The following is a 13,258-nucleotide window of genomic DNA, read 5'->3' on the forward strand; positions in this document are numbered from 1 at the left end:
GACAGCAGGTGGAATAGGGTATGCCTTAAAGAATAGACTGCTTTTCGTAACGATAAGTTTACGAAATCGCAGCTGCGCCGTAATCCTTGCGTCGGAATGATGTGATTTGCACGCTTGCTGTCAGATAATCGTTACGGATAATTTAGGCACACTGAAAAATATCAGCCCGACAGACAGGATTGAACCGTTCATGCGTATCAAAGTGCACTGTCAAAACCGCATCGGCATCCTTCGCGACATCCTTAATCTGTTGGTCGAGTACGGGGTCAACGTGGCGCGTGGTGAAGTGGGCGGCGAGCATGGCAACGCGATTTATCTGCATTGCCCAAACCTGATCAATCTGCAATTTCAGGCGATGCGTCCCAAGTTCGAGGCAATTGGCGGTGTGTTTGGAGTGAAGCGCGTCGGGTTGATGCCCAGCGAACGTCGGCACATGGAGCTTAATGCACTGCTGGGCGCGCTGGAGTTCCCCGTGTTGTCTATCGACATGCGCGGCTCCATCGTCGCGGCTAACCGCGCGGCGGCGCAGCTGCTGGGTGTGCGGGTCGATGAAGTGCCGGGTATTGCATTGTCGCGCTACGCCGAAGATTTCGATTTGCCGGCACTGGTTCGCACCAACAAATCACGAATCAACGGGCTGCGGGTCAAGGTCAAGGGTGATGTGTTTCTTGCCGATATCGCGCCGTTGCAATCGGAGCACGATGACAGCGAAGCCATGGCCGGTGCAGTGTTGACCCTGCACCGCGCAGATCGGGTCGGCGAGCGGATTTACCAGGTGCGCAAACAAGAACTGCGCGGCTTCGACAGTATTTTTCAAAGTTCCAGGGTCATGGCCGCTGTTGTCCGCGAGGCTCGACGCATGGCCCCCCTGGACGCTCCGTTGCTGATTGAAGGCGAAACGGGGACGGGTAAAGAGTTGTTGGCGCGGGCCTGCCACCTCGCCAGTCCGCGTGGGCAATCGCCGTTGATGGCGCTCAATTGCGCTGGACTCCCGGAATCCATGGCCGAAACCGAGCTGTTTGGTTATGGCCCCGGCGCATTTGAAGGTGCGCGGGCCGAAGGCAAGCTGGGGTTGCTGGAGCTGACCGCAGGCGGCACGCTGTTCCTTGATGGTGTCGGCGAGATGAGTTCACGCCTGCAGGTCAAGCTGCTGCGCTTCCTGCAAAATGGCTGCTTCCGCCGGGTCGGCAGCGATGAAGAGGTTTACCTGGATGTGCGGGTGATGTGTGCGACGCAGGTTGATCTGTCTGAATTGTGCGCCAGAGGTGAGTTTCGCCAAGATCTTTACCATCGGCTCAACGTGCTATCGCTGCACATCCCGCCGCTTCGCGAATGTCTGGACGGTTTACCCCTGCTGGTTGACTACTTTCTTGATCAGGCAAGCCGGCAGATTGGCTGTCCTTTGCCCAAACTGGCGCCCGCCGCCATGGAGCGTTTGAGCCATTACCGTTGGCCCGGTAATGTGCGGCAGCTGGAAAACGTCCTGTTTCAGGCAGTTTCTCTGTGCGAAGACGGTATCGTCCGCGCCGAACATATACGACTTCCGGACTACGGTATGCGCCAGCCATTGGGGGATTTTTCGTTGGAAGGGGGGCTGGATGAAATCGTCGGGCGTTTCGAAAAAGCGGTGTTGGAACGCCTCCATTCGGAATACCCAAGTAGCCGGCAGCTGGGTAAGCGTTTAGGTGTATCGCACACGACCATCGCCAACAAGTTGCGTGAATATCACGTGGATAAATAAACATGAACAGGGCAAGCGTGAAACGCTATAAAGCCTGGTGCCTATTTAGTAATAAGAGCATTAGTCACTGTACGAATAAACTTACCGTGCATGTCGGTGGGAAACGTTAATGGTGCGCCTCAAAAAATGTCTATCAGACGTCGATTGAATAAACGGGCATTCTAAATGCAGTCAACGCCACATTGGATTGCTCCAAGAGGCGTTGACGTGGTAGCTGAGGGCAGTGTGCAGATGAATCAACCATCAATACAACCGTTACCCATGACGCGATACTCAAGCACGTGCTCTACACCTTTCGAGTCTTCGTACGTCATACGCGCGGGAACGACCTCGCAGACGTTCGGGATGTCGCTCATCGAAACGACTTTGGCGATGTCCAGATGAGTGGCGTACGTGTATTCCTCCACGGGAGACGTCGAGTTGACTGCCACGGCGGTTGTTTCGGCCGCCATCACAGCAACGCTAAAACTACTCAGGGCCATGACCATCAATGCAACTTTCATTTCTAATGTCCTTATTGCTGTCGTGAGGGAGTGCCTGGCTCTTATGGAGCCAGGCGTGTCACTAAGTTTACACGTTGATTAACATGCCGTTGTGGGGGCTGTTACGTGTTAATCGTTTGCCGGTTGGCGAGATAAATTATAGGCCTGTCGGGTGGGTTCATATATGAAGTGTTTTGATAAAGACTATTGATGAAACCTGTAACAATCGAGGCACGAAAAATGACGGCATCCATCATCAGTGGCGCGACAGATCGTCGCGGAGAGGCGTGGCATATCATCGCAGGAGAGTAGGGGTCTATAGTAGTAGGCTTGCTTGCGACCGGTAAGACCATCGTCGAATGGCCTGAATGGGGCAGGGAAGATACAACGGGATCATAAAACAACAACTATCCACCGAGGTAACAACGATGAGTGCGGCTTCCGTCTATCCTGTGCGTCCAGAGGTTGCGGCTACAACGCTGACCGATGAGGCAACCTACAAGGCCATGTATCAGCAGTCGGTGGTCAATCCTGATGGCTTCTGGCGGGAGCAGGCCCAGCGCCTGGATTGGATTCAGCCTTTCACCACGGTCAAACAGACCTCCTTCGATGACCATCATGTCGATATTAAATGGTTCGCCGATGGTACGTTGAACGTTTCCTATAACTGTCTGGACCGCCATTTGGCCGAGCGCGGCGATCAGATCGCAATCATCTGGGAAGGCGACGATCCTTCCGAACACCGCAACATTACCTATCGCGAGCTGCACGAAGAAGTCTGCAAGTTCGCCAACGCATTGCGCGGCCAGGATGTGCACCGCGGCGATGTAGTCACTATTTATATGCCGATGATCCCCGAAGCTGTGGTCGCCATGTTGGCCTGTACCCGGATCGGCGCAATCCACTCAGTCGTGTTCGGTGGCTTCTCGCCCGAAGCGCTGGCCGGGCGGATCATTGATTGCAAATCGAAAGTCGTCATTACCGCAGACGAAGGTCTGCGTGGCGGCAAACGCACGGCGTTGAAAGCTAACGTCGACCTGGCGCTGACCAATCCGGAAACCGCCAGCGTGCAGAAGATTATTGTCTGCAAGCGCACGGGCGGCGACATCGCTTGGCACCAGCATCGCGACATTTGGTACGAAGACCTGATGAAGGTTGCGTCCAGCCATTGCGCGCCCAAAGAAATGGGTGCCGAAGAGGCGCTGTTCATTCTTTATACCTCGGGCTCCACCGGCAAACCCAAAGGCGTTCAGCACACTACGGGGGGATATCTGTTGTATGCCGCGCTGACCCATGAGCGTGTATTCGACTACAGGCCAGGTGAAGTTTATTGGTGCACCGCCGACGTGGGCTGGGTCACTGGGCACACTTATATTGTCTACGGCCCACTGGCCAATGGCGCGACCACGTTGTTGTTCGAAGGGGTGCCGAACTACCCGGACATTACGCGTGTGTCGAAGATCATCGACAAGCACAAGGTCAATATCCTCTACACCGCACCGACTGCCATTCGCGCCATGATGGCCGAAGGTCAGGCGGCAGTGAAAGACGCGGACGGTTCAAGCCTGCGCCTGCTCGGTTCGGTCGGTGAGCCGATTAACCCGGAAGCCTGGACGTGGTACTACAACACCGTCGGCAAGGGCCGCTGCCCGATTGTCGACACGTGGTGGCAGACCGAAACCGGTGGCACGTTGATGAGCCCGCTGCCAGGCGCGCACGCGCTCAAGCCGGGTTCGGCAGCGCGACCATTCTTCGGCGTTGTGCCGGGGCTTGTGGATAATCTGGGTAACCTGATCGAAGGCGCGGCTGAAGGTAACCTGGTCATCCTAGACTCCTGGCCGGGTCAGGCGCGCACGTTGTACGGTGATCATGATCGTTTCGTCGATACGTACTTCAAGACTTTTCGTGGCATGTACTTTACGGGTGACGGCGCACGTCGTGACGAAGACGGCTACTACTGGATCACTGGGCGCGTGGATGATGTGCTCAATGTTTCCGGGCACCGCATGGGTACCGCTGAAATCGAAAGTGCGATGGTTGCCCACTCGAAAGTCGCCGAAGCCGCTGTGGTCGGCGTACCGCATGACCTTAAGGGGCAGGGTATTTATGTCTACGTCACCCTCAATGGCGGCGAAGAGCCAAGCGAAGCACTGCGCCTGGAGTTGAGAAACTGGGTGCGCAAGGAAATCGGTCCGATCGCTTCGCCGGATTTCATCCAGTTTGCGCCAGGGTTGCCCAAGACTCGTTCTGGCAAAATCATGCGCCGTATCTTGCGCAAGATTGCCACTGGGGAATACGACGGCTTGGGTGATATCTCTACCCTGGCTGATCCGAGTGTCGTGCAGCAGTTGATCAATGAGCACAAGACTATGAATGCCGCCTGATCCCAGGCTGAGAAACGCCCCGCCCGGTGTAAACCTGGCGGGGCGTTTTTGTGTGCGCTATTGGGTGCCCGAGCGCGTTGCGCAAAGCCATTCGAGAATACATTTGTTCCCACAAATCCAAACTCGGAAAGAGATATATATCGGCTTCACCACCGGTACCTCTTCTTTGTTACCGGCGCGCAGCCAGGTAACCAAATGTGTAACCGTCTGCTCTCTTTCGGGGCCGAGAGGAACGCCCCGCAGGATTCGGGTGCAATTTCCAGCACCCTGAAAACAAGTCGATACGCCAGACTTGCCGGAATAGAAGCCTTTGCCAATAATAGGCCCGCAATTTGCAATATAGATCGGTTCTATGTCTTTTGGCTTTGCATAATCTGCAAGGCCTGTCAATATTTCGGGTCTGCTTTCTCGGTGCTTCTATAACTAGTTGTCGCATTGAAGAAATATCGACTTCGGGCCTGTCGTTAAAATGCCAATCAATCGCTAAAGGCTTTTCGTGTGACTTTTCGTGTGAAAGGTCCGACACGACCGGCTCGGCGTCGCTATCCATGCTGACCCTTCGCATATTGGGCCATCGCTCACTCTGCCATTTGTCGCCCTAAACCGACGGAGTCCTAATAATGAAGAAACTCATGCTTCTCGGCGCCTTGGCGCTGTCCGTGTTGGCACAGCCGACGTTCGCTGATGAAAAACCATTCAAAATCGGTATCGAGGCTGCGTACCCTCCCTTTGCCTCCAAAGCCCCGGACGGCAGCATCGTTGGTTTCGATTACGACATCGGCAATGCCCTGTGTGAAGAAATGAAGGTCAAGTGCACGTGGGTCGAGCAGGAGTTCGATGGTCTGATCCCGGCGCTTAAAGTGCGCAAGATCGACGCCATCCTGTCCTCGATGTCCATCACTGAAGATCGCAAGAAGTCGGTTGATTTCACCAATAAGTACTACAACACGCCTGCACGTCTGGTCATGAAAGACGGCACCGTCATCAGCGCAAATCTCGCTGAGTTGAAAGGCAAGAAAATCGGCGTACAACGCGGTTCGATTCATGACCGTTTCGCCAAGGAAGTACTCGAGCCTCTGGGCGCCGAGATCAAGCCGTACGGCTCGCAGAATGAAATCTACCTGGACGTCGCCGCTGGCCGCCTTGATGGCACCCTGGCTGACGCGACCTTGCTGCAAGACGGTTTCCTCAATACCGACGCAGGCAAGGGTTATGCCTTTGCGGGCCCTGCGTTCACCGACACCAAATACTTCGGCGACGGCATCGGTATCGCTGTGCGTAAGGGCGACAAGGCTGATCTGGACAAGATCAACGCGGCCATCGCTGCGATTCGTGCCAACGGCAAGTACAAGCAGATTCAGGACAAATACTTCAATTTTGATATCTACGGCGAGTAAGTACATCGCGTAACACTCGCAATGGCGCTAGCAGCAGTGGCTCTGCACTTGTCTGGTTGGCGCCATTTTTCATTCTCATGCTTGAGGACCTGAATCATGTTGAAAGGCTACGGGGCTGTCATCCTCGATGGCGCATGGCTGACGCTGCAGCTCGCCTTGTCGTCTATGGCCCTGGCGATCGTCCTCGGTTTGATTGGCGTGGCATTGCGTTTGTCGCCGGTGCGCTGGCTGGCCTGGTTGGGTGACCTGTACTCCACGGTAATTCGCGGGATTCCGGACCTGGTCTTGATCCTGCTGATTTTCTATGGCGGCCAGGCTCTGCTCAACCGTATTGCACCGTTACTCGGTCATGACGACTACATTGACCTGAACCCGCTGCTGGCCGGTATCGGTACGCTGGGTTTCATCTTCGGTGCGTACCTGTCGGAGACCTTTCGGGGTGCGTTCATGGCTATATCCAAGGGCCAGGCTGAGGCGGGCATGGCGTACGGCATGAGCAGCTTCAAAGTGTTCTTCCGGATTCTGGTGCCACAGATGATTCGCCTGGCGATCCCCGGGTTTACCAATAACTGGCTGGTACTGACCAAGGCCACTGCGCTGATTTCCGTGGTCGGTCTGCAAGACATGATGTTCAAGGCCAAGCAGGCAGCAGATGCTACCCGCGAACCCTTTACTTTCTTCCTGGCAGTGGCGGCGATGTACCTGGTGATCACCAGCGTTTCGTTACTCGCCCTGCGTTATCTTGAGAAGCGCTACTCGGTAGGCGTAAGGGCGGCTGATCTATGATCTTCGACTACAACGTCATTTGGGAAAGCTTGCCGCTGTACTTCGGTGGTCTGCTGATCACCCTCAAGTTACTGGCCATTTCCCTGGTATTCGGTCTGCTCGTCGCTTTGCCGTTGGGCCTGATGCGCGTGTCGAAACAGCAGTGGGTCAACATGCCTGCCTGGCTGTACACCTACGTGATTCGCGGCACGCCGATGCTGGTACAACTGTTTTTGATCTACTACGGGCTGGCTCAGTTTCAGGCCGTGCGCGACAGTGTCTTCTGGCCATGGCTGTCCAGTGCGACGTTTTGCGCCTGCCTGGCTTTCGCGATCAATACCAGCGCCTACACCGCCGAAATCATTGCCGGCAGCTTAAGGTCGACACCGGCTGGCGAGATCGAAGCGGCCAAGGCCATGGGCATGTCGCGCTCGAAAATGTACCGGCGGATTCTGCTGCCCTCAGCTTTGCGCCGGGCGCTGCCGCAGTACAGCAATGAAGTGATCATGATGCTGCAGACCACCAGTCTGGCGTCCATCGTGACCTTGATTGACATCACTGGCGCGGCGCGTACGGTCAACGCTCAATACTACTTGCCGTTCGAGGCTTACATCACCGCCGGCGCGTTCTACCTGTGTCTGACCTTTATTCTCGTGCGACTGTTCAAGATGGCCGAACGTCGCTGGCTGGGCTACCTAGCCCCACGCAGGGCCTGAACCATGCAACGTATCGATCATTCATTGCCGTGGAGCAGCCTCGGCACCGAGCGTCAGTTGAGCGTGTTCCGATTCGGTAGCGGCGAGCGCAAGGCCTATATTCAGGCCAGCCTGCACGCCGATGAATTGCCGGGCATGCGCACAGCCTGGGAGCTGAAAAAACGCCTGATGCAACTCGAAGAGCAAGGGATGCTCAAGGGTGTCATCGAGTTGGTGCCAGTGGCCAATCCCATTGGCCTGGGGCAGTTGCTACAAGGTGCTCATCAAGGACGTTTCGAGTTTGGCAGCGGCAAGAATTTCAACCGTGATTTTCCCGAACTGGGCGCGTCGGTGGCCGAGCTGCTGAAAGGCCAGTTGGGCGATGATCCGCATGCCAATACCCGCCTGATCCGTCAGGCAATGACCTTCGTTCTGGACGCGTTACCGGCGCCGGGCAGCGAGTTGCAGGGGCTGCAGCGTTTACTCCTGAGCCATGCCTGTACCGCCGATGTGGTGCTGGACCTGCATTGCGACGCCGAAGCGGCGCTGCATATGTATGCCTTGCCGCAGCACTGGCCGCAGTGGCGGTCGCTGTCGGCGCACTTGAACGTGAGCGTCGCCTTGCTGGCGGAGGAGTCTGGCGGCAGCTCCTTTGATGAAGCGTGTTCGCTGCCATGGTTGCGTCTGTCACAGATTTTTCCTGAGGCGCAGATATTGTTGGCGTGTCTGGCCACGACCCTTGAATTGGGCGGGCAAGCCGACACCGGCAGGGATGAGGCTCAGGCACACGCCGAAGGCATTCTGGCGTTCCTTGCCGAGCAGGGTTTTATCGGCGGTGACTGGCCGCAACCTGCATACGAGGCGTGCGAAGGGATGCCGTTCGAAGGCACGTACCTGCACTTTGCGCCCCATCCCGGCGTAGTGACTTATTTGCGCCGCGCAGGCGTATGGGTTGACGTCGGCGAACCGTTGTTCGAAGTCATCGATCCCTTGTCCGATCGGGTCAGTACGGTGTGTGCCGGCACGTCCGGCGTGCTGTATGCAACTGAACGGCTACGTTACGCCCAACCTGGTTTCTGGCTGGCCAAAGTGGCAGGGCGTACACCGCTCCGCCACGGGCGCCTGCTCAGCGACTGACTGACTGTTTTGTGAGAACCGAAAGCATGAACAAACTGGAAGTCCAAGACCTGCATAAACGCTATGGCAGTCATGAAGTGCTCAAGGGTGTTTCCCTGACGGCCAAGGCTGGGGACGTGATCAGCATCATCGGCTCCAGTGGCTCGGGTAAAAGCACCTTTCTGCGCTGCATCAATCTGCTCGAACAGCCCCATGCAGGCAAAATCCTGCTGAACAACGAAGAGCTGAAGCTGGTGGCAAGCAAGGATGGCGCCCTGAAGGCCGCTGACCCCAAGCAGCTGCAGCGCATGCGTTCGCGCCTGTCGATGGTGTTCCAGCACTTCAATCTCTGGTCACACATGACGGCCCTGGAAAACATCATCGAAGCACCGATCCATGTGCTCGGCATGTCGAAAAAGGACGCGCTGGAAAAGGCTGAGCACTACCTGGCCAAGGTGGGTGTCTCGCACCGCAAGAACGCTTACCCAGGGCATATGTCCGGCGGGGAGCAGCAGCGTGTTGCGATTGCCCGTGCATTGGCGATGGAGCCGGAGGTCATGCTGTTCGATGAGCCGACTTCTGCGCTTGACCCGGAACTGGTAGGCGATGTGCTCAAGGTGATGCAGGCGCTGGCACAGGAAGGCCGGACCATGGTGGTGGTTACCCATGAAATGGGCTTTGCTCGTGAAGTGTCGAACCAGTTGATCTTTTTGCACCAGGGTGTGGTGGAAGAGCAGGGCGATCCTCGTGAAGTATTGGTCAACCCGCAGTCTGAACGGCTTCAGCAATTCTTGTCCGGCAGTCTGAAATAATCTAAACGTTTTAACGATGCCTTACGCACCAAAACAGGTCATGATTCGGCCCTCTTGATTCATGACCTGGTTTCACCTTAATAAAGATCGAGCGCACTGATGCTCGACCCACAACCGCGAAACGTTTCGGACTGTACGCCATGATTGCCCATCGAATTGGTTTCCTGATTTGGCCCAGCACTAAAGCCATGACGCTGGCGCTGGCCGAGGAAGCCTTGCGTGTTGCACAGCGCGTCCATCCAGAAGTGCTTTACGAATTATTGTTCTTGCAAGCTGAGCCGCCGGTCGAAGGCGCCTGGCAATTGCCCGGCGAGCCTTGGGCCGGGCGTCTGGAAGGTTGTCAGAAGCTGTTTCTGCTGGCCGATGAGCCGCCGGCGCAAATGACGTCGGTGTTGAGCAGTGCGCTCAAACAATTGGTGCGTGCCGGGTGTGTGATCGGTGGTTTATCCGCCGGTGTTTATCCACTGGCCCAGCTCGGTCTGCTCGACGGTTATCGTGCTGCGGTGCACTGGCGTTGGCAGGATGATTTTGCCGAGCGTTTTCCGAAAGTGATCGCCACCAGTCATCTGTTCGACTGGGACCGTGATCGTCTGACCGCGTGTGGCGGTCTTTCGGTGCTTGATCTGCTGTTGGCGGTGCTGGCGCGTGATCATGGCGCCGAGCTGGCGGGCGCTGTGTCGGAAGAACTGGTGGTAGAGCGCATCCGCGAGGGTGGCGAGCGTCAGCGTATTCCGCTGCAAAACCGTTTGGGCTCCAGCCATCCGAAGCTGACTCAGGCTGTGCTGCTGATGGAAGCCAATATAGAAGAGCCGTTGACCACTGACGAGATAGCCCAACACGTGTGTGTTTCACGTCGGCAATTGGAGCGGATCTTCAAGCAGTACCTCAATCGTGTCCCAAGCCAGTATTACCTGGAGCTGCGCCTGAACAAGGCACGACAGATGCTGATGCAGACCAGTAAGTCGATCATCCAGATCGGCTTGTCCTGCGGTTTTTCATCAGGACCGCATTTTTCCAGCGCCTACCGCAACTTCTTCGGCGCCACCCCGCGCGAAGACCGCAACCAGCGCCGCAGCAGTAGCCCGTTCGAGTTGTCATCGGTGCCTTCCGAGCGCGGGTGATTTGTTGCTGATGGCCCCTTCGCGAATGAATTAGCTCCCACACGTTGCGTAGATATCCTGCGGGGATTCATTCGCGAAGGCGGCATGTCAGACACACCACTAAAACGTTTAAACTGCTTTTTTCCGACGCTATATGTCGCATTGCCGAAAGCCACGGAAAAACACGGTTTGGCGTTGTAACAAGTTGTCGCTTGGCGGCAAGGCCAGACCGAAATCAGTCCTTACAATCCTCCCATCGCTTGCCAGTTTCAGGCAGGCGTTCCTCTTCAGGAGACTCCGATGTCCGTTGAGCATGCTCAGGTGCAACGCACCGATTTCGACCAGGTGATGGTCCCTAACTACGCGCCTGCGGGTTTTATCCCCGTGCGCGGTGCGGGTTCCCGAGTGTGGGATCAATCGGGCCGCGAACTGGTCGATTTTACCGGCGGGATCGCCGTGAATGTGCTTGGCCATGCCCACCCGGCGTTGGTCAGCGCCTTGACCGAGCAAGCCAATAAGCTGTGGCATGTCTCTAACGTATTCACCAACGAACCCGCTTTGCGTATGGCGAAGAAGCTGGTTGATGCCACGTTCGCTGATCGTGCGTTCTTCTGTAACTCGGGTGCCGAAGCCAACGAAGCGGCTTTCAAGCTGGCGCGCCGAGTAGCATTTGACCTGTACGGCACGGAAAAATACGAAATCATTGCCGCGATCAACAGCTTCCACGGTCGCACGTTGTTCACCGTGAACGTGGGCGGCCAGTCCAAGTATTCCGATGGCTTCGGTCCGAAAATTACGGGGATTACCCACGTTCCGTACAACGATCTGGATGCATTGAAAGCAGCCATTTCCGACAAGACCTGTGCCGTGGTACTGGAGCCGGTTCAGGGCGAAAGTGGCGTAATTCCTGCCGAATTGGCGTACCTGCAAGGCGCTCGCCAGCTGTGTGACGAACACAATGCACTGCTGGTGTTCGATGAAGTGCAGACCGGCATGGGCCGCACAGGTGAACTGTTCGCCTACATGCACTACGACGTGACCCCGGACATCCTCACCAGCGCCAAGAGCCTGGGCGGCGGTTTCCCGATTGCCGCGATGCTCACCACCGAAGCGCTGGCTAAGCACTTGACCGTCGGCACCCACGGCACCACCTATGGCGGCAACCCGCTGGCGTGTGCGGTGGCCGAAGCGGTGATCGATATCGTCAACACCCCGGAAACCCTGGCGGGCGTGAAAGCCAAGCGCGAACTGTTCAAGACCCGTCTTGAAGCCATCGGTGAGCAATACGGCGTATTCACTCAGGTGCGTGGCCTGGGTCTGCTGCTCGGTTGCGTCCTCAGCGATGCCTGGAAAGGCAAGGCCAAAGACTTCTTCAACGCCGCTGAAAAAGAAGGCGTGATGGTCCTGCAAGCCGGCCCCGATGTTGTCCGTTTCGCACCGAGTCTGGTGGTGACCGAAGCCGATATCGACGAAGGGCTGGACCGTTTCGAGCGTGCCATCGCCACCTTGACTCAGGCTTGATGAACGGTTGATACACAATGCTGTACCCCGGCGTTGGCCATAAAGGCCGGCGCCGGGCTTCTTTCTCGTACTGGGTGGGCTTTTGTAGGCCACGCGGTAATTTTTTCTGCGCTGACTGATGTCGGCCTGTTTTTCTGGTAAGGAGTGACACCATGCTGGTGATGCGCCCCGCGCAAATGGCTGATCTGGGCGAAGTACAGCGTCTGGCTGCAGACAGCCCGATTGGTGTCACTTCCCTGCCGGATGATGCCGGTCGTTTGACTGACAAAATCGCGGCTTCGGAAGCATCGTTTGCTGCTGAAGTCAGCTTCAACGGCGAAGAGAGCTATTTCTTTGTCCTAGAAGACAGCGAAACCGGGCGGCTGGTCGGCTGTTCGGGGATCGTCGCTTCGGCGGGGTATTCCGAGCCTTTCTACAGTTTCCGAAATGAGACCTTCGTTCATGCGTCGCGTGAACTGAAGATCCATAACAAGATTCATGTGCTGTCGCAGTGTCACGACCTGACCGGCAACAGCCTGCTGACCAGTTTCTATGTGGTGCCTGAGTTGGTCGGTACAAACTGGTCGGAACTCAACTCTCGTGGACGACTGCTGTTTGTCGCCAGCCACCCGGAGCGTTTTGCCGATTCGGTGGTGACGGAAATCGTTGGCTACAGCGATGAACATGGCGACTCGCCATTCTGGGATGCCATCGGGCGCAACTTCTTTGACCTGAACTATGCCGAGGCCGAGCGCCTGTGCGGCCTGAAAAGCCGGACATTCCTCGCCGAACTGATGCCGCATTACCCCATCTACGTACCGCTGCTACCCGATGCCGCGCAAGAGGCCATGGGCCAGGTTCACCCGCGCGCACAGATTACTTTCGACATCCTGATGCGCGAAGGTTTCGAGACCGATCACTACATCGACATCTTCGACGGTGGCCCGACTTTGCATGCGCGAGTATCCGGCATTCGTTCGATTGCCCAGAGCCGAGTGGTGCCCGTGAAAATGGGTGAAATGGGCAAGGGTGGACGACTGTATCTGGTTGCCAATGGCCAGTTGCAGGACTACCGCGCCGTGCTCCTGGAACTCGATTGGGCGCCGGGAAAACCGGTGAACTTGAGTCTGGAAGCTGCCGAGGCCCTGGGCGTCGGCGAAGGTGCCAGCGTACGCATTGTTGCGGTTTAACAGATCCGGCCATTCAGTGTCTGGTTTGCAGGTTTAGCGAGATTCGCGGGCTCCCAAGGGCGTCCGGTTGAGGAGA

Annotated in this window: 11 protein-coding genes; 10 read left to right on the plus strand and 1 reads right to left on the minus strand. The window is 56.6% G+C overall.

Annotation, left to right across the window (positions count from 1 at the left end):
* Positions 1 to 190 precede the first annotated feature (190 nt).
* On the plus strand, positions 191 to 1,741 hold the full coding sequence (locus tag ACVBEG_RS06715) for a sigma-54-dependent transcriptional regulator (RefSeq protein WP_322215405.1): 1,551 nt from the start codon (positions 191 to 193) through the stop codon (positions 1,739 to 1,741).
* 236 nt (positions 1,742 to 1,977) lie between these two features.
* On the opposite strand, the gene ACVBEG_RS06720 is transcribed toward ACVBEG_RS06715, so the two are convergent.
* Positions 1,978 to 2,244 carry a DUF2790 domain-containing protein gene (locus ACVBEG_RS06720; RefSeq protein ID WP_322180207.1) on the minus strand — a complete coding sequence of 89 codons (267 nt, stop codon included), beginning with the start codon at positions 2,242 to 2,244 and terminating at the stop codon, positions 1,978 to 1,980.
* Positions 2,245 to 2,651: 407 nt separating this feature from the next.
* On the opposite strand from ACVBEG_RS06720, the gene acs reads away from it, so the two are divergent.
* From acs to aruF, 9 genes are all read left to right on the plus strand, one after another.
* Positions 2,652 to 4,607 (plus strand): acetate--CoA ligase, encoded by a 1,956-nt coding sequence (acs, locus tag ACVBEG_RS06725; RefSeq protein ID WP_322180205.1) that lies wholly within the window; start codon positions 2,652 to 2,654, stop codon positions 4,605 to 4,607.
* A 620-nt stretch (positions 4,608 to 5,227) separates the two neighbouring features.
* On the plus strand, positions 5,228 to 6,004 hold the full coding sequence (locus ACVBEG_RS06730) for an ABC transporter substrate-binding protein (RefSeq protein ID WP_322180203.1): 777 nt from the start codon (positions 5,228 to 5,230) through the stop codon (positions 6,002 to 6,004).
* Between the two features lie 96 nt (positions 6,005 to 6,100).
* Positions 6,101 to 6,790: an ABC transporter permease gene (locus ACVBEG_RS06735; RefSeq protein ID WP_322180201.1), complete on the plus strand. Its 690-nt coding sequence runs from the start codon at positions 6,101 to 6,103 to the stop codon at positions 6,788 to 6,790.
* The gene (locus ACVBEG_RS06740; RefSeq protein ID WP_322180199.1) at positions 6,787 to 7,485 is read left to right on the plus strand and encodes an ABC transporter permease; all 699 of its coding nucleotides are present in this window, start codon (positions 6,787 to 6,789) and stop codon (positions 7,483 to 7,485) included. Before ACVBEG_RS06735 ends, ACVBEG_RS06740 begins: the two co-directional genes overlap by 4 nt.
* Before the next feature lie 3 nt (positions 7,486 to 7,488).
* The gene (locus tag ACVBEG_RS06745) at positions 7,489 to 8,601 is read left to right on the plus strand and encodes a succinylglutamate desuccinylase/aspartoacylase family protein (RefSeq protein WP_322180197.1); all 1,113 of its coding nucleotides are present in this window, start codon (positions 7,489 to 7,491) and stop codon (positions 8,599 to 8,601) included.
* 26 nt (positions 8,602 to 8,627) lie between these two features.
* The gene (locus ACVBEG_RS06750) at positions 8,628 to 9,392 is read left to right on the plus strand and encodes an ABC transporter ATP-binding protein (RefSeq protein WP_322180194.1); all 765 of its coding nucleotides are present in this window, start codon (positions 8,628 to 8,630) and stop codon (positions 9,390 to 9,392) included.
* 140 nt (positions 9,393 to 9,532) lie between these two features.
* Positions 9,533 to 10,513, plus strand: a complete 981-nt coding sequence (gene argR, locus ACVBEG_RS06755; RefSeq protein WP_322180192.1) for a transcriptional regulator ArgR — start codon at positions 9,533 to 9,535, stop codon at positions 10,511 to 10,513.
* Positions 10,514 to 10,792: 279 nt separating this feature from the next.
* Complete coding sequence (locus tag ACVBEG_RS06760) at positions 10,793 to 12,013, plus strand: aspartate aminotransferase family protein (RefSeq protein WP_322180190.1); 1,221 nt, start codon at positions 10,793 to 10,795, stop codon at positions 12,011 to 12,013.
* Positions 12,014 to 12,165: 152 nt separating this feature from the next.
* Entirely contained in the window at positions 12,166 to 13,182 is a 1,017-nt protein-coding gene (aruF, locus tag ACVBEG_RS06765) for an arginine/ornithine succinyltransferase subunit alpha (RefSeq protein ID WP_322180187.1), read from the plus strand.
* The last annotated feature ends 76 nt before the right edge of the window (positions 13,183 to 13,258 follow it).

It is taken from the genome of Pseudomonas sp. GG8 (genome assembly GCF_052976945.1).

What these genes read in the sequence shown, in the direction of transcription:
- ACVBEG_RS06740 (WP_322180199.1), top strand. Translation starts at nt 6,787, where the DNA reads ATGATCTTCGACTACAACGTCATTTGGGAAAGCTTGCCGCTGTACTTC.
- ACVBEG_RS06735 (WP_322180201.1), top strand. Translation starts at nt 6,101, where the DNA reads ATGTTGAAAGGCTACGGGGCTGTCATCCTCGATGGCGCATGGCTGACG.
- ACVBEG_RS06750 (WP_322180194.1), top strand. Translation starts at nt 8,628, where the DNA reads ATGAACAAACTGGAAGTCCAAGACCTGCATAAACGCTATGGCAGTCAT.
- ACVBEG_RS06745 (WP_322180197.1), top strand. Translation starts at nt 7,489, where the DNA reads ATGCAACGTATCGATCATTCATTGCCGTGGAGCAGCCTCGGCACCGAG.
- aruF (WP_322180187.1), top strand. Translation starts at nt 12,166, where the DNA reads ATGCTGGTGATGCGCCCCGCGCAAATGGCTGATCTGGGCGAAGTACAG.
- ACVBEG_RS06730 (WP_322180203.1), top strand. Translation starts at nt 5,228, where the DNA reads ATGAAGAAACTCATGCTTCTCGGCGCCTTGGCGCTGTCCGTGTTGGCA.
- acs (WP_322180205.1), top strand. Translation starts at nt 2,652, where the DNA reads ATGAGTGCGGCTTCCGTCTATCCTGTGCGTCCAGAGGTTGCGGCTACA.
- argR (WP_322180192.1), top strand. Translation starts at nt 9,533, where the DNA reads ATGATTGCCCATCGAATTGGTTTCCTGATTTGGCCCAGCACTAAAGCC.
- ACVBEG_RS06760 (WP_322180190.1), top strand. Translation starts at nt 10,793, where the DNA reads ATGTCCGTTGAGCATGCTCAGGTGCAACGCACCGATTTCGACCAGGTG.
- ACVBEG_RS06720 (WP_322180207.1), bottom strand. Translation starts at nt 2,244, where the DNA reads ATGAAAGTTGCATTGATGGTCATGGCCCTGAGTAGTTTTAGCGTTGCT.
- ACVBEG_RS06715 (WP_322215405.1), top strand. Translation starts at nt 191, where the DNA reads ATGCGTATCAAAGTGCACTGTCAAAACCGCATCGGCATCCTTCGCGAC.